We start from the raw sequence: 12,415 nt of genomic DNA, 5'->3' as shown, positions 1-12,415 counted from the left end.
GGTGCGAGCTGTGTGGGGTGAATCACCCGCCGTCACCGGAATGCGCGGCGCCCGCGTTGTTCGGGCGCACGAGCCCGCTCTCGTAGGCCAGCACCACCAACTGCGCCCGGTCCCGCGCGCCGAGCTTGATCAGGGCGCGGCTGACGTGCGTCTTCACCGTCAGCGGGCTGACCGCGAGCTGTTCGCCGATGACGTCGTTGGACGCGCCCGTGGCCACCATCGCGACGATCTCGCGCTCCCGGTCGGTCAGCACCGCGAGGCTCGGCGGCGCGGCGGCCGCAGTCCCCCGTTCGGGTTGGGACAGGTAGCGCGCGATCAGCTCCTTCGTCGCGGCGGGCGTCAGCAGCGCCTCACCGCGGGCGACGACCCGGATCGCGTCCAGCAGCGCGTCGGGCTCGGCGCCCTTGCCGAGGAACCCGGAGGCGCCCGCCCGCAGGGCCTGGAAGACGTAGTCGTCGGTCTCGAACGTGGTCAGCACCAGCACGCGCACACCGGCCAGGTCCTCGTCGGCCATGATCCGCGCGGTGGCCTCCAGGCCGTCCAGCTCGGGCATCCGGATGTCCATCAGCACGACGTCGGCCCGCGCCTCCTTGGCCAACCGCACCGCCTCCCACCCGTTCGCGGCCTCACCGACGACGGCGAGATCGGACGCGGAGTCGACGAGCACCTTGAGCCCGGCCCTCACCAGCACCTGGTCGTCGGCGAGCAGCACCCGGATGGTCATGCGTCTCCTGTCGTGGGGTCGTCTGAGGTTTGGCGTCGGGTGGCAAGGAGGTTCGGCAGGGACATCCGGGGCACGGCCGCACCCCGGCGCTGGGTCTGGTCCTGCGGCTGTTCGGTGCCGCGGCCCGGGGTGACCGTGGCGGGCCGGGGTGCGGCGCGGGTCGCCGCGCCCGTCGGCAGGTCCACGGTGACCTGGAAGCCGCCGCCGGGCCTGGGGCCGGCGGAGAAGGAGCCGCCCACGGAGGCGGCGCGTTCGCGCATGCCGATGAGCCCGTAGCCGCCGGCGCTCTCCGCGCCCTTGCGGGAGGACGGCGCCGCGGCCTGGCCCTCGTCGTCGACCTCGATGTGGAGCCGGCCGGGCCGGTAGGCGAGCAGGACCGTGGCGGAGGACGCGGCCGCGTGCTTGCCGACGTTGGTCAGCGACTCCTGGAGGACCCGGTACGCGGTCAGGTCGATCGCGGCCGGGACCGTGACCGGTTCACCCTCGGTGCGGCACTCGACCGTCAGCCCGGCCCGCTCGAAGGAGGCCAACAGCTGCGGCAGCTGGGCCAGGCCCGGCGCGGGCTCGCGCGGGCTGGCCGCGCCCTCCGGCTCGCCGGTCTGCCGCAGCACCGCGACCGTCGCGCCGAGCTCGCTGAGGGCCGCCCGGCCCGCCTCGCGGACCTGGGCGAGGGCCTGGCGCGCGGTGTCCGGCTGGGTCTCCAGCACCGTCGAGGCCACCCCGGCCTGGATGTTGATCAGCGCGATGTGGTGGCCCACGATGTCGTGCAGCTCGCGGGCGATCCGTAGCCGTTCCTCCGCGACGCGGCGGCGTGCCTCCTCCTCGCGGGTGTGTTCGGCGCGCCGCGCGCGCTCCTCTATCGCGGCGACGAAGGCACGGCGACTGCGCACCGACTCGCCCACGGCGACGGTCATCGCGGTCCAGGCGAAGGCGATGCCGTTGACGCTCTTGTCCCACTTCTCCGGCGAGAGGGCCATGCTCGCGATGCCGACGGACAGCACGGCGACGCCGCCGATCGCGAGGGCGAGCCGCCGCTCGACGACCGAGGAGACGGTGTAGATGGCCAGCCCGGAGCCCGCCAGGATCGGCCCGCGCACCGGCCCGACGAACATGTAGCCGACCGTCGCGGCGACCGTGCAGACCAGCACCAGGATCGGGTAGCGCCGGCGCAGCGCGAGTGGCGCGTAGACCAACAACCCGGCGACGAGCAGCACCTCGTCGGGATCGAAGTTGGACCACTGCGTGCTGGGGCGACCTCCGGTCGGCCACAGCACGGTGACCAGGTACAGCAGGGCCGCGAGCAGCGCGTCGGCCCAGTACGGGTGCGCGCGCACGAAGAGCCGGAGTCGGCGCAGCAGGTCCATGACCCCAACGGTAGAGGTTCGGTCCGTCGGGGCCGCATTCTTGTCGTGGCCTTCTCAACTCCACCCTGGGTCCCTACCATCCGGTAACCGAAGCCTTGCGCAACGAGCGGAACGAGCTGAGGGGACGGCACACGATGCGACACCGGATCGGCACGACTCGACGAGGACTGGCAGCCGCAGCCGCGGTGGCCCTGGTGACGGGCGTGGCACTGGCCGCCGGAGCCGGGACCGCCTCGGCCCAGCCGAGCAGCTCCTCGCCCGCGTTCGACAGCCTCACCGGCACCTCCCACCCGGACTGGATGGCCTCGCTGCCCGACGGCCTGGGCCTCGGCGCCCTGTCGATCCCCGGCACCCACGACACCCTCGCCATCCACGGCGGGCTCGCCCCGTGGGCCTACGAGGCCCAGGAGGACCACGGCGACGGCGCCGCCACCCTCGACGCGCAGCTGGCCGCGGGCATCCGCGCGATCGACATCCGGGTGCGGGTGGTGAACAACGGCACCGCCTTCGCGATCCACCACACCGACGTCTACCAGAACGCCAACTTCGACGACGTGCTCACCCACGCGCAGGCCTTCCTCGCCGCCCACCCCGGCGAGACGATCCTGATGAACCTGCACGGCGAGTGCGATGCCGACACCGCCGAGGGCGGCAGCGGCACCGCCTCCGTCGGCCACTGCGCCGACGACCCGGCCTCGACCACCACCGCCGACCGGATCCGGATCCTCCAGGGCTACCTGGCCCGCTACCCCGGCCTGTTCTACGCGCCGACCGTCACCGGCAGCTCGACGGCCGCCATGCCGCAGCTCGGGCAGGTCCGCGGACACATCGTGCTGACGACGTTCTCCGGCCCGGTCGGCGAGATCTACCCCGGCTACGGGCTCACCCAGCTCACCACCGGCAACTGGGGCTCCTACGTCGAGAACGACTGGACCCAGTGCGACACCGGCACCAAGTGGTCCGAGGCCCGCACCAACCTCGCCGCGGCCTCGGCGGACACCACCGGCGCGCTGTTCACCACCTACCTGTCCGCCAACTGCTCCCCCTTCGGCGCGGGACCGGCCGCCGTCGCCGGCGGCACCTGGTTCACCACCGGCGTCAACCAGCTCGCCCTGAACGACCTCACCGCCGGCGGGACGCAACTGACGCGCACGGGCGTGGTGTTGATGGACTACCCCGGCCACGCCCTGATCGACGCGATCCTCGACCGGGACGGCGTCACGGGCTGACGTGCGGCAGATCACACGGTCCTTGGGTTTGGAGATCGTCAAAACCCCTCCCACGGAGCCCTGCTGATGCGGTGGAATGCTCCCTCGGTCCAGGTCGGTGTCCACTCGAGGAGCAGGTGTCCGTCATGCCGGAAGTGCGGCGTGTCGTCGTCGGGGTCAGCGGAACCCCCAGCAGTCTGCAGGCGCTGCGCGTCGGTCTGGACGAGGCGCGGCGCGGGCGGGTTCCGCTGCTCGCCGTGCTGGCCTGGGTCCCGCTCGGCGGGGAGGCCGCCTACCGGCACGCGCCGTGTCCGCCGCTGCTCGCGCAGTGGGAGCAGGCGGCGGCGTGGCGGCTGCGCAACGCCTTCGACGAGGCGCTCGGTGGCGTGCCGGATGACCTGGCGGTCGAACTGCTGCTGATCCGCGGCCCGGCGGGTGCCGCGCTGGTGGACGCCGCCGACCAGGAGGACGACCTGCTGGTCGTCGGCTCAGGGCCACGCGAGTTGCCGGCCCGCCTGTTCCATGGCGCAACCGCCCGCTACTGCGTCTCCCACGCGGCCTGCCGCGTCCTCACCGTGCCCCCGCCGAACCTGCTGCGCAGCCTCCCGCGACGCCTGCGCCACCACGTCCCGACGCCACCCACGACCCCGGCCCCGCCGGACCCGACCCACACGGACGAGACCCAGCCGCTGACTTGACCCTCCGCCCCGGAAGCCCGGCGACGGCGCCCTGCACCCACACCCCGGCGCCGGGCACCAGAGGCGGCGGCGGAACAGGGGCCTGAGATGCACCGGCCGCGGAAGGCCCGCTTCGGGCCTGGCATGGGCCAGCGACGGAGCCGGGCCACAGGCCACAGGCCACACGCGGCTCAATGGCAGAGCCGGGCCGCAAGCCACAGGCGGGTCAGCGGCAGAGCCGGGCCGCCGCAGGCGGGTCAGCGGCAGAGGCGCAGGCGGGTCAGCGGCAGAGGCAGGCCGCCGCAGGCGGGTCAGCGGCAGAGCCCGGCCCGCAGGCCGCAGGCGGGTCAGCGGCAGAGCCGGGCCCGCAGGCCACAGGCGGCTCAGCCGCAGAGGCAGGCCACAGGCGGCTCAGAGGCAGAGGCAGGCCGCCGCAAGCGGGTCAGCGGCAGAGGCAGGCCGCCGCAAGCGGGTCAGCGGCAGAGGCAGGCCGCCGCAAGCGGGTCAGCGGCAGAGGCAGGCCGCCGCAAGCGGGTCAGCGGCAGAGGCAGGCCGCCGCAAGCGGGTCAGCGGCAGAGGCAGGCCGCCGCAGGCGGGTCAGCGGCAGAGGCAGTCCGCCGCAGGCGGGTCAGCGGCCGCCGGGGGCGTCCTCGTTGCGGCGGCGGCCGGACCAGTACGGCTCGACGCGGGCCCAGTCCTCGGCCCAGGCGCGCGAGGCGCGCCGGTCGAGGCGGTGGCCGGCCGCCCAGGAGGCGAGGGCGCAGAGGAGCGCGAGGACCGCCGAGGCGGAGACGCCGACGAGGACGGCCGAGGCGACCCGGTCCGGGGCGGAGGCCGGCACGACCGCCGGCCGGCCGGCGTCGTCCACCCAGACCGTCACCCGCGTCCCCGCGGCCTGTCGCCGGAAGACGACGACCCGCCCCGTGTGGCGGACGCCCGCGGGGTACTCCCACGCCGCCGGGACGCTCTGCACCGTGGCGCCGCCACCGCGCGCCGCGAGCCTGGTCGCGGGCGGAGGGACGGCGTCGGCAAGCGTCGTGGCGGTGACGGGGTGGCCCTGGCGCCGGGCGACGGCCGCCTCCGCCGCGTCCCGCGCCTGCACGGCCAGGGCGACCGCGAGCCCGAGGCCCACGGACACCGCCATCAGCCGCACCCGGCTGCGCCGCAGCCGCGCGCGGCGCCGGTCGTCGGCACGGAAGAGCGGGTTGGCCTCGACGGCGGCCCGGGCCACGGCCGCACGGCGGCCCGCCGCGCGCTCCACCGGACCGGCCAACAGCCGTGCCAGCAGCGCGATCGCGCCGAAGAGTGCGAGCGTGCGCAGGTCGGGCCCGGCCTGCCAACCGGGGGCACCGTCGTGACGGACGACGAACCCGTCGTAGCACCCCCAGCAGACCGCCACGACCAGCGGCAGCCCCGACCACGGCGCGAGCGCACCGCACAACGCGGCGACCGCCGCGAAGACCCCCAACATAACGGCAGGGTAACTCCTCGCCCCGAAGCCTGTCCGACGCTTCCCCTCCGTGTGAGGCGTGTCGCACCGCGCTGCTTCCTATACTTGCGCACATGAGCAAGTGGCATGGTACGAGCACGATCTGACGGCAACGGAACGGGGCGGAGTGAAGCAGGGGCGACAGGCACAGCTGCGGCTGGCCGCGGTGATCGGCGAGATCGAGGGCGTCTACACCGCGTGGCTCCGCGCGCGCGAACCGGCCCGCAGGCGTCGACTCCTGCTCGAACTCGCCGCCGCGGGCACGCGCCTGGCCGCCGAGGCCGCGGGCGACCGCACCGGCCGCCCGCTCCCCCGCACCCGCCGCACCCGCCGCGCGCTCGCCGCCCAGCGAGGCGCGGACTGGATCACCGAGCGGTTCACCCCGTAGGGGTCAGCTCAGCCGTTGCGACGCGGCAGCGTCCACCCCGGACGGGGGAAGTGGCAGGTGTAGCCGTTGGGGTAGCGCTCCAGGTAGTCCTGGTGCTCCGGCTCGGCCTCCCAGAAGGGGCCCGCCGGGGCGACCTCCGTGACGACCTTGCCGGGCCACAGTCCGGAGGCGTCCACGTCCGCGATGGTGTCCTCGGCAACGCGCTTCTGCTCGTCGTCGAGGTAGAAGATCGCCGAGCGGTAGCTGCTGCCGATGTCGTTGCCCTGTCGGTCACGCGTGCTCGGGTCGTGGATCTGGAAGAAGAACTCCAGGATCGCGCGGTAGTCCGTCACCGACGGGTCGAAGACGATCTCGATCGACTCCGCGTGCGTCCCGTGGTTGCGGTAGGTCGCGTTGGGGACGTCGCCGCCGGAGTACCCGACGCGGGTGTCCAGCACGCCCGGCCGGCGCCGGATCAGCTGCTGCATCCCCCAGAAGCAACCGCCCGCCAGCACGGCCTTCTGCGTCTGCGTGGCCACGGGGCCCTCCTCGTTCTCGCTGCTGTTCATACCGACAACTCCAACGACCGGCGCCGCGGAGCCATTCCCGTCCGGACGTCAGCCCTGACCGCGCAGCCGCCCGGCGACCTCGAGGGTCAGCGCGGGGTCCACGGCGTACGGGGTGTAGAGCGAGACGCTGCTCACCGCGCCGCCGAAGCGTGACGCCAACGCGTCGGCGACCTCTGCCGGGCCGCCCGCGACCGCGAACGCGTCGAGGACCTCGTCGGGGATCTCCGCCGCCATCTCCTGCCAGGCGCCGCGCCGCGACATCAGGTGCAGGCGCTCGCCAAGGTCGCCCCAGCCGTGCAGCTCCAGGACGGGACGGTAGGCGGGGGTGGACGCGTAGAAGGCGATCTGCCCGCGCACGGCCTGCTCCGCCGCCGCGCGCGCCACGGGGTCCGCGCCCAGGACGGCCATGGCCGGCAGACAGACGGTGAAACCGTCGAGGGAGCCGCCGCGGGCGTCCAGCAGCGCGGGGAGGGTGCGCTCGCGCAGGTAGGCGGGGGTGGTGAAGGCGTGGCAGAGCAGACCGTCGGCGACCCGGCCGGCCACCTGCGTCATCCGCTCGCCGACGGCGGCGAGCAGGATCGGCGGGGTGCCGTGCGGGTTGGGGCCGGGGTCGAAGAACTCCGTCATGAGCGTGTGCCGGTAGAAGTCGCCCTTGAAGAAGAGCCGGCCCTCCCCCGCCCAGGCCGCCCAGATCGCCCGGACCGCCCGGACGAACTCCTCCATCCGCGCGGCGGGCCGACTCCACGGCATCGCGAAGCGCCGCTCGATGTGCGCCTGCACCTGGGAGCCGAGGCCGAGCTCGAACCGGCCGCCGGAGACCAGCTGCAGGTCGTTGGCGAGGGTGGCCACGGTCATCGGGTTGCGGGCGAAGGCGACGGCGATGGCCGTGCGCAGGGTGATCCGTTCCGTCGCCCTGGCCGCGAGCATCAGCGAGGCGAAGACGTCGTGCCGGGTCTCCGAGGCGCTGAAGCCGTCGTAGCCCGCCGCCTCGGCGGCGACCGCGGCGGCCTCCACCTGGAACGGCGAGGCCGAGACGTCGGCCGCGTCATCGATCTGCAGGGGTGTCACGGGTGTCATGCTTCCGGCGCTCACGCGCCCATCCTGCCAGCCGCGCCACCCCGGTTCGCCCACCCCGGCGGGGCGGGAAGGCGGGAGAATGGTGCCGAGGGTTGGAGGCACCATGCCCAGCAGGATCAATATCGCCGGACACCCTTTGCACCCGATGCTGGTCGCCTACCCCGTCACCGGCTACACCGGAACACTGGTGGCCTTCGCCGTCTACGGGGCGAGCGGCGACCAGTTCTGGCTCAACCTCGCCATCGCCATGAACGTCGCCGGTGTGGGCGGCGCACTGCTGGCGGCGATGCCCGGTCTCGCCGACGCCGTGTACGGCATCCCGAACCGCACCGCGGCCAGGAACGTCGCGCAGGCCCACGGCGCGCTCAACGTCCTCGCCCTCGTGCTGTTCGCGATCACGCTCGGCCGCTACGCCGCGCACTGGAACGGCCCGCCGGTCAGCGCGGTCCTCGGGATCGTGCTCGCCTCCGTCGGCGTCGTCACCACGGCCGCCGCGGGCTTTCTCGGCTGGATCCTGGTGCAGGACTACCACATGGGGGTGCGCCTGACCGAGGAGCAGCGCGCCGCCGAGGCCGAGGTGGTCAACCACCAGGTCATCCACATGCCGCGTCGGCACGCGGCGTGACCTCCTGTGCGTCGCCGTCGGGGTCGACGTCCGGGCCGGCGGCGTCCACCGCGTCGACCTCGAATTCCGGGTCGGCCCGCAGCTCGTCGAGCAGTCGCTGCTGCCCGGCCAGCAGCTCGGCGAGGATCCGGCGTGCCACGCGCAGCAGGTCGGCCACGTCCGGGCCGGTCAGCCGGTAGACGACGAGCGCGCCCTCGCGGTGCGAGGTGACCACCCCGGCCCGACGCAGCACTGCGAGCTGCTGCGAGAGGTAGGCGGGCTCCGCGCCGATGTCGTCCAGCAGGGCCCGCACGCTCGTCGGACCGATGCTCAGCAGCTCCAGCGCCCGGATCCGCACGGGGTGGCCGAGCAGCCGGAAGAACTCCGCCTTGCGCTGGTACAGCGGCGGCGGCATGCTCTGCGAGCGCTGGACTTCCGGACGCTCTCCGTCCCGGCCCCACCCCCGGCCTTCGGCCGGTGGCGCCCCGATCGGCAGGGCGCCGTCCGCACCCGTACCCCGCTCCGGCGCTCCCCAGCCTCCGCTGCGCCTCGACTGGGGGCTCACAGGTCCAGCTCGCCCTCGATCAGCTGCAGCCTGCGCCGGGCCATGGCCAGGTTGGCGCGCTGTCGGTCGAGGATGAGGACCAGGAAGAGCCCTGCGCCGGTCTTGGCGGTGAGGGGGCGGATCAGGTGGTACTGCCGGGTCAGGGTGATCAGGATGTCCTCGATCTGCCCGTCGACACCGAGCATCTGCATGGTGCGCTGTTTGGCGCGCACCAGGTCGGTGTGGCCGGCGGCCGCGACCGCCGGGTCGAGTTCGGAGGTGCCGCCGAGGACCCCGAGGCTCATGCCGCTGGCCAGGTCGACCAGCGCGGCGCCGAGCGCGCCGTCGATGGTCATGGCTTCCTTGAGTGCGATGTCCGTGTTCGCCATGGAATGGACGCTAGGCGTGACCACTCAGTCGCACATCGTTAATTGCCGAAGTATGCAAATGGCGCGAACGCTCACGGTATCGTGCGCGCCCGCGCCCCGACGGACCCTCAGGCGAGGGTGAGGAAGAGCTTCTCCAGCTCGGCCTCGGTCATCGGCGCGGCGTCGGCCGCACCACCCTCCTCGGCCGCGACCATGCACTGCCGCATGCCACTCGCGACGATCTTGAACCCCGCCCGGTCCAGCGCCCGCGACACCGCGGCGAGCTGCGTGACGACGTCCTTGCAGTCCCGACCGGCCTCGATCATCGCGATGACACCGGCGAGCTGACCCTGCGCCCGGCGCAGCCGGTTGAGCACGGCACCCTGAGCCTCTTCGTCCACCTTCATGGTTCGATCGTACCCCAGGGGGTATCCGTCGGACCCCTGTCCCCGCAGGGCGAAGCTGAGTACCGTGGGAGTGTCCGCGCGAAGCAGCGACGCGTCGTCGCGCCGCGCGTGGGGGGCCAGCACGCGGACGGCGACCACGACCCCGGGACACCGCCATGACATCGCCGACCATCCCCGCCCCACTCCAGGCCAAGCGCTGGTCCCTGACGATCGACCTCTTCGAGGAGGGCGACGACACCCGCGCGCACGCCGTTCTGGAAACCGCCGAACGCACCCTGGAGGGCAACGGCTCCTCCCACCGCAACCCGCACGACCTCGCCATCGCGGACATCGGCGACGAGTACGCGGCGGGCCGCGCCCTGATCGAACTCGGTCGCCAGCTCCTGCGCGCGGGCATGGTCGACGCCGCGGCGGAGGAGGACGGCCGCTTCGGCTGACCGGTCGCGGACCCGCGACGGCGGTGGCGGCCTCGGCATCGGCCTCGGCACGACGACACCAGGGAGGGAACCATGCGAGCCAGGAGCCTGCTGGGAGCCGGTGCGACGGCGGCCGTGGTCGCCACCGCGGGCTACCCGTGGTTGTGGCGCCGCGCCTGCCTCACCTGGGGCGCGAGCGCGGTCGAGGTCGGCCGGGCGATGCCCGGTGACGACCTGCTCCCGGCCGCCCCCGTGGTCTCCACCCGCGCCGTCACCGTCCGGGCCCGGCCCTCGGCCGTCTGGCCCTGGCTCGTCCGGCTCGGGCCGGGCCGCGGCGGCGTCTACACCTACGACTGGATCGAGAGCCTCGTCGGTCTGGACCGGCACCGGGGGCTGGACCGGCAGAACGGCTCCACCCCGGGAGCCGGGGAACCCGTTCCCGGCTACCGGGAGCCCAAGCCCGGCGACCTGCTCCCGCTCGGACGCCGCGGACCTGCGCTGGAGGTCGCGGAGGTCGAGCCCGAGCAGTTCCTCGTGCTGCGCTCGCAGGACGGGCAGTGGGTCTGGTCCTTCTCCCTCCACCCGCGCGGCCGCAGCACCCGGCTGGTCAGCCGCAACCGCATCGAGCAGCCGGGCGCCTCGCCCACGGCCCGGCTCGTCGCCCTCTACGTGGTGGAACCCGTCGGCCTGGTGATGGAGCGGAAGATGCTGCTCGGCGTCAAGCGGCGAGCCGAGGAGCAGGGCTGAATCACTCTCCCGGCAGCACGGTGTTCGCCCGGGTGCCCGCCTGTCCGGCGCGCAGCAGTTGGTAGCCGAGGTCGACCAGTGCCCGCCCGGCGGCGAACTCGTCCCCGATCTCCGCCACCGGCCGGTCCACCGGGTCGCGCAGCGACGCGGAATGCGCCTGCAGCCGATCTCCCCCGCAGTCCATCACCGCGTGGGCGCTGGTGACGTCGCCGTCCTCGAACAGGTCCACGCGGACCGTCCAGGTCTTCGTGTGCCGGCCCTGGGTCTCAGGGGGGCGGTCGGGGCTTTCGTCCATGGTCTTCTCCTATCAGCGCGGCGCCGCTGCGGGCACCGCGCCGCGCGGAACGTCTGCTTCCAGTGCGCCACGCGGGAAGGGCCAGGGGAAGATCTGCCGCCGGAAAACACCCGCTGCGAGCACACGGCGGTAACGTCGTGCCATGACCACCCGTCATGACAATCGGACCCTGAACCGTGTCGTCCTGCTCACCGTGGTCGGTGTCGTGGCTGCCGCGGTACTGAAGGAGCTGCGGCAGCCCCCGGAGGAACGGACCTGGCACGGGCGCATCCTCGGCCTGCCCTACGACTTCCGGCCGCCCACGCCCGCGCGGGTGCGCGCGGAGTTCTGGGACCCGGACAACAACGCCCTGTTCACGCCCCACGCCTTCGGCGTCGGCTACGGCGTCAACCTCGCCCGCCTCGCCCGCCCGGTCCTGCCGCCGCGCGACTAGCGCCGGTCCGGCTCATGCCTCCCGCGGCGGGCCGTCGTCGAGGCGGCGCAGGCCGATCAGGACGCCGAGGAGCCCCGCCTGCTCCGGGCTGAGGCGGCCGACCGCGTCCAGCATCGACATCGGAGTGACGGGCTCCGACTCGGCCTTCGACGTGGGCACCGAGAGCTCCTCGGGCCGATCCGGCTCCATGCGACGTCTCCTTCGCTTCCTTGGCTGATCGCGGCGATGCCCCCGGTCGAGGCACCATGACAGATCATCCACCGTCCCGCGTCAACACCCGGGTAGCCTGTCCGCACACCGGACAGCCGGTGGCGGACAGCGGAGGGGACGGGTTCCCATGGCGGCGGCCGAGGACGACACCGGGCTGCTCGGCGCGGCGCCTGCGGCCGCCCGACGCATCGCCGTGGTCGCGCACCGGGGCGCGCCACGGCTCGCCCGCGAAAATACCCTCCCGTCCCTGCGCGCGGCGCTGACGGCAGGCACCGACTGGGTCGAGGTCGACGTCCGGCTCGCCCGCTGCGGCACGCCCGTGCTGCTCCACGACGCCACGCTGCAGCGTCTCTGGGGTCTCCCGCGCCCCGTCACCGACCTCGACGCCGCCGAGCTCGCGGCCCTGCCCGGCCCGGCCGGCGCGGGCGTCCCCACGCTGCGCGAGGGCCTCACCCTCTGCGCGGAGGCGGGCGTCACCGTCATGGTCGACGTCCCCGGCCCCGCCGAGGGCGACGCCTCCCTCGCCCTGGTCCGCGAGCTCGGCCTCCTCGACACCTGCGTCTTCGCCGGCCACCGTGCCGCGCTGGCGCGCGTCCGCGCGGCGAGCCCGACCGCCCGCATCGCGCTGAGCTGGGAGTCCTTCCTCCCACCGCGCCGCAGCGTGCTGGCCCGCATCCGCCCGCAGTACCTCAACGTCGAGCACCACCGCCTCACCCGCCCGTTGGTCTCCTTCGCCCGCCGCCACGACCTCGCGGTCAGCGTCTGGACGGTGGACCGCCCCAAGCGCATGGCACGCCTGGCCCGCCTGGGCGCGGACGTCATCATCACCAACGACCCGGTTGCTCTGCTCGGCATGCTCACTTGCACCCACCCGAGGGGCGCGGGCAACTGCACGCCAAGCCACCCACCCACGTAG

General features: G+C 73.9%; 18 protein-coding genes. 8 read left to right on the top strand and 10 right to left on the bottom strand.

The window, feature by feature from the left end; all coding sequences use genetic code 11:
• Window positions 1-22 precede the first annotated feature (22 nt).
• Window positions 23-724, bottom strand: coding sequence for a response regulator (locus BMY61_RS32740; RefSeq protein ID WP_042450876.1), 702 nt, complete (start codon window positions 722-724; stop codon window positions 23-25).
• The gene (locus BMY61_RS32735) at window positions 721-2,088 is read right to left on the bottom strand and encodes a sensor histidine kinase (RefSeq protein WP_063773293.1); all 1,368 of its coding nucleotides are present in this window, start codon (window positions 2,086-2,088) and stop codon (window positions 721-723) included. The genes BMY61_RS32740 and BMY61_RS32735 overlap by 4 nt, the downstream gene beginning before the upstream one ends.
• Window positions 2,089-2,222: 134 nt before the next feature.
• On the opposite strand from BMY61_RS32735, the gene BMY61_RS32730 reads away from it, so the two are divergent.
• Together BMY61_RS32730 and BMY61_RS32725 are read left to right on the top strand one after the other, a co-directional pair.
• Window positions 2,223-3,317, top strand: coding sequence for a phosphatidylinositol-specific phospholipase C domain-containing protein (locus BMY61_RS32730; RefSeq protein WP_042450878.1), 1,095 nt, complete (start codon window positions 2,223-2,225; stop codon window positions 3,315-3,317).
• 125 nt (window positions 3,318-3,442) lie between these two features.
• A complete protein-coding gene (locus BMY61_RS32725) occupies window positions 3,443-3,994 on the top strand; it encodes a universal stress protein (RefSeq protein ID WP_082015197.1) in 552 nt (183 codons plus the stop codon).
• A 607-nt stretch (window positions 3,995-4,601) separates the two neighbouring features.
• Here the strand turns inward: BMY61_RS32725 and BMY61_RS32720 are convergent.
• On the bottom strand, window positions 4,602-5,444 hold the full coding sequence (locus BMY61_RS32720; RefSeq protein WP_052438909.1) for an Rv1733c family protein: 843 nt from the start codon (window positions 5,442-5,444) through the stop codon (window positions 4,602-4,604).
• Window positions 5,445-5,589: 145 nt separating this feature from the next.
• Between BMY61_RS32720 and BMY61_RS32715 the strand changes: the two genes are divergently transcribed.
• Window positions 5,590-5,850, top strand: a complete 261-nt coding sequence (locus BMY61_RS32715; RefSeq protein WP_042450879.1) for a hypothetical protein — start codon at window positions 5,590-5,592, stop codon at window positions 5,848-5,850.
• 8 nt (window positions 5,851-5,858) lie between these two features.
• Here the strand turns inward: BMY61_RS32715 and msrA are convergent, their stop codons facing one another.
• Window positions 5,859-6,368 carry a peptide-methionine (S)-S-oxide reductase MsrA gene (msrA, locus tag BMY61_RS32710; RefSeq protein WP_075004167.1) on the bottom strand — a complete coding sequence of 170 codons (510 nt, stop codon included), beginning with the start codon at window positions 6,366-6,368 and terminating at the stop codon, window positions 5,859-5,861.
• A 78-nt stretch (window positions 6,369-6,446) separates the two neighbouring features.
• Window positions 6,447-7,475, bottom strand: coding sequence for a TIGR03617 family F420-dependent LLM class oxidoreductase (locus BMY61_RS32705; RefSeq protein ID WP_143094656.1), 1,029 nt, complete (start codon window positions 7,473-7,475; stop codon window positions 6,447-6,449).
• Window positions 7,476-7,578: 103 nt separating this feature from the next.
• On the opposite strand from BMY61_RS32705, the gene BMY61_RS32700 reads away from it, so the two are divergent.
• Window positions 7,579-8,100 (top strand): DUF2231 domain-containing protein, encoded by a 522-nt coding sequence (locus BMY61_RS32700; RefSeq protein ID WP_161791282.1) that lies wholly within the window; start codon window positions 7,579-7,581, stop codon window positions 8,098-8,100.
• Here BMY61_RS32700 and BMY61_RS32695 read toward each other — a convergent pair.
• The 3 genes from BMY61_RS32695 to BMY61_RS32685 all read right to left on the bottom strand — a co-directional run bounded on the left by BMY61_RS32695 (window position 8,069) and on the right by BMY61_RS32685 (window position 9,398).
• The gene (locus tag BMY61_RS32695) at window positions 8,069-8,494 is read right to left on the bottom strand and encodes an ArsR/SmtB family transcription factor (RefSeq protein ID WP_082015188.1); all 426 of its coding nucleotides are present in this window, start codon (window positions 8,492-8,494) and stop codon (window positions 8,069-8,071) included. The two genes, BMY61_RS32700 and BMY61_RS32695, sit on opposite strands and share 32 nt — an antisense overlap.
• A gap of 146 nt (window positions 8,495-8,640) precedes the next feature.
• Window positions 8,641-9,012: a hypothetical protein gene (locus BMY61_RS32690; protein ID WP_042450881.1), complete on the bottom strand. Its 372-nt coding sequence runs from the start codon at window positions 9,010-9,012 to the stop codon at window positions 8,641-8,643.
• Window positions 9,013-9,119: 107 nt separating this feature from the next.
• Window positions 9,120-9,398, bottom strand: a complete 279-nt coding sequence (locus BMY61_RS32685; RefSeq protein WP_042450997.1) for a metal-sensitive transcriptional regulator — start codon at window positions 9,396-9,398, stop codon at window positions 9,120-9,122.
• A 155-nt stretch (window positions 9,399-9,553) separates the two neighbouring features.
• On the opposite strand from BMY61_RS32685, the gene BMY61_RS32680 reads away from it, so the two are divergent.
• Both BMY61_RS32680 and BMY61_RS32675 read left to right on the top strand, forming a co-directional pair.
• Entirely contained in the window at window positions 9,554-9,835 is a 282-nt protein-coding gene (locus BMY61_RS32680; protein ID WP_042450883.1) for a dsRBD fold-containing protein, read from the top strand.
• Window positions 9,836-9,907: 72 nt separating this feature from the next.
• Window positions 9,908-10,561: a hypothetical protein gene (locus BMY61_RS32675; RefSeq protein WP_042450885.1), complete on the top strand. Its 654-nt coding sequence runs from the start codon at window positions 9,908-9,910 to the stop codon at window positions 10,559-10,561.
• Between the two features lies 1 nt (window position 10,562).
• Here BMY61_RS32675 and BMY61_RS32670 read toward each other — a convergent pair whose 3' ends face one another.
• Window positions 10,563-10,856 (bottom strand): dsRBD fold-containing protein, encoded by a 294-nt coding sequence (locus BMY61_RS32670; RefSeq protein WP_042450887.1) that lies wholly within the window; start codon window positions 10,854-10,856, stop codon window positions 10,563-10,565.
• Between the two features lie 142 nt (window positions 10,857-10,998).
• Between BMY61_RS32670 and BMY61_RS32665 the strand changes: the two genes are divergently transcribed.
• Window positions 10,999-11,289, top strand: coding sequence for a DUF5808 domain-containing protein (locus tag BMY61_RS32665; RefSeq protein ID WP_042450889.1), 291 nt, complete (start codon window positions 10,999-11,001; stop codon window positions 11,287-11,289).
• A 12-nt stretch (window positions 11,290-11,301) separates the two neighbouring features.
• Here BMY61_RS32665 and BMY61_RS46650 read toward each other — a convergent pair whose 3' ends face one another.
• Entirely contained in the window at window positions 11,302-11,478 is a 177-nt protein-coding gene (locus tag BMY61_RS46650; protein ID WP_161791283.1) for a hypothetical protein, read from the bottom strand.
• 148 nt (window positions 11,479-11,626) lie between these two features.
• Between BMY61_RS46650 and BMY61_RS32660 the strand changes: the two genes are divergently transcribed.
• Complete coding sequence (locus tag BMY61_RS32660; RefSeq protein WP_052438911.1) at window positions 11,627-12,415, top strand: glycerophosphodiester phosphodiesterase; 789 nt, start codon at window positions 11,627-11,629, stop codon at window positions 12,413-12,415.

The sequence above is a fragment of the Streptacidiphilus jiangxiensis genome (assembly GCF_900109465.1).
In the GTDB taxonomy this organism is placed as follows: domain Bacteria; phylum Actinomycetota; class Actinomycetes; order Streptomycetales; family Streptomycetaceae; genus Streptacidiphilus; species Streptacidiphilus jiangxiensis.
This window is presented reverse-complemented; position numbering and strand designations above follow the sequence as displayed.

Excerpts from the sequence above, each read along its gene's own strand:
- BMY61_RS32740 (WP_042450876.1), bottom strand. The coding sequence starts at position 724 with ATGACCATCCGGGTGCTGCTCGCCGACGACCAGGTGCTGGTGAGGGCC.
- BMY61_RS32735 (WP_063773293.1), bottom strand. The coding sequence starts at position 2,088 with ATGGACCTGCTGCGCCGACTCCGGCTCTTCGTGCGCGCGCACCCGTAC.
- BMY61_RS32730 (WP_042450878.1), top strand. The coding sequence starts at position 2,223 with ATGCGACACCGGATCGGCACGACTCGACGAGGACTGGCAGCCGCAGCC.
- BMY61_RS32725 (WP_082015197.1), top strand. The coding sequence starts at position 3,443 with ATGCCGGAAGTGCGGCGTGTCGTCGTCGGGGTCAGCGGAACCCCCAGC.
- BMY61_RS32720 (WP_052438909.1), bottom strand. The coding sequence starts at position 5,444 with ATGTTGGGGGTCTTCGCGGCGGTCGCCGCGTTGTGCGGTGCGCTCGCG.
- BMY61_RS32705 (WP_143094656.1), bottom strand. The coding sequence starts at position 7,475 with ATGACACCCGTGACACCCCTGCAGATCGATGACGCGGCCGACGTCTCG.
- BMY61_RS32700 (WP_161791282.1), top strand. The coding sequence starts at position 7,579 with ATGCCCAGCAGGATCAATATCGCCGGACACCCTTTGCACCCGATGCTG.
- BMY61_RS32695 (WP_082015188.1), bottom strand. The coding sequence starts at position 8,494 with ATGCCGCCGCCGCTGTACCAGCGCAAGGCGGAGTTCTTCCGGCTGCTC.
- BMY61_RS32690 (WP_042450881.1), bottom strand. The coding sequence starts at position 9,012 with ATGGCGAACACGGACATCGCACTCAAGGAAGCCATGACCATCGACGGC.
- BMY61_RS32685 (WP_042450997.1), bottom strand. The coding sequence starts at position 9,398 with ATGAAGGTGGACGAAGAGGCTCAGGGTGCCGTGCTCAACCGGCTGCGC.
- BMY61_RS32680 (WP_042450883.1), top strand. The coding sequence starts at position 9,554 with ATGACATCGCCGACCATCCCCGCCCCACTCCAGGCCAAGCGCTGGTCC.
- BMY61_RS32675 (WP_042450885.1), top strand. The coding sequence starts at position 9,908 with ATGCGAGCCAGGAGCCTGCTGGGAGCCGGTGCGACGGCGGCCGTGGTC.
- BMY61_RS32670 (WP_042450887.1), bottom strand. The coding sequence starts at position 10,856 with ATGGACGAAAGCCCCGACCGCCCCCCTGAGACCCAGGGCCGGCACACG.
- BMY61_RS32665 (WP_042450889.1), top strand. The coding sequence starts at position 10,999 with ATGACCACCCGTCATGACAATCGGACCCTGAACCGTGTCGTCCTGCTC.
- BMY61_RS46650 (WP_161791283.1), bottom strand. The coding sequence starts at position 11,478 with ATGGAGCCGGATCGGCCCGAGGAGCTCTCGGTGCCCACGTCGAAGGCC.
- BMY61_RS32660 (WP_052438911.1), top strand. The coding sequence starts at position 11,627 with ATGGCGGCGGCCGAGGACGACACCGGGCTGCTCGGCGCGGCGCCTGCG.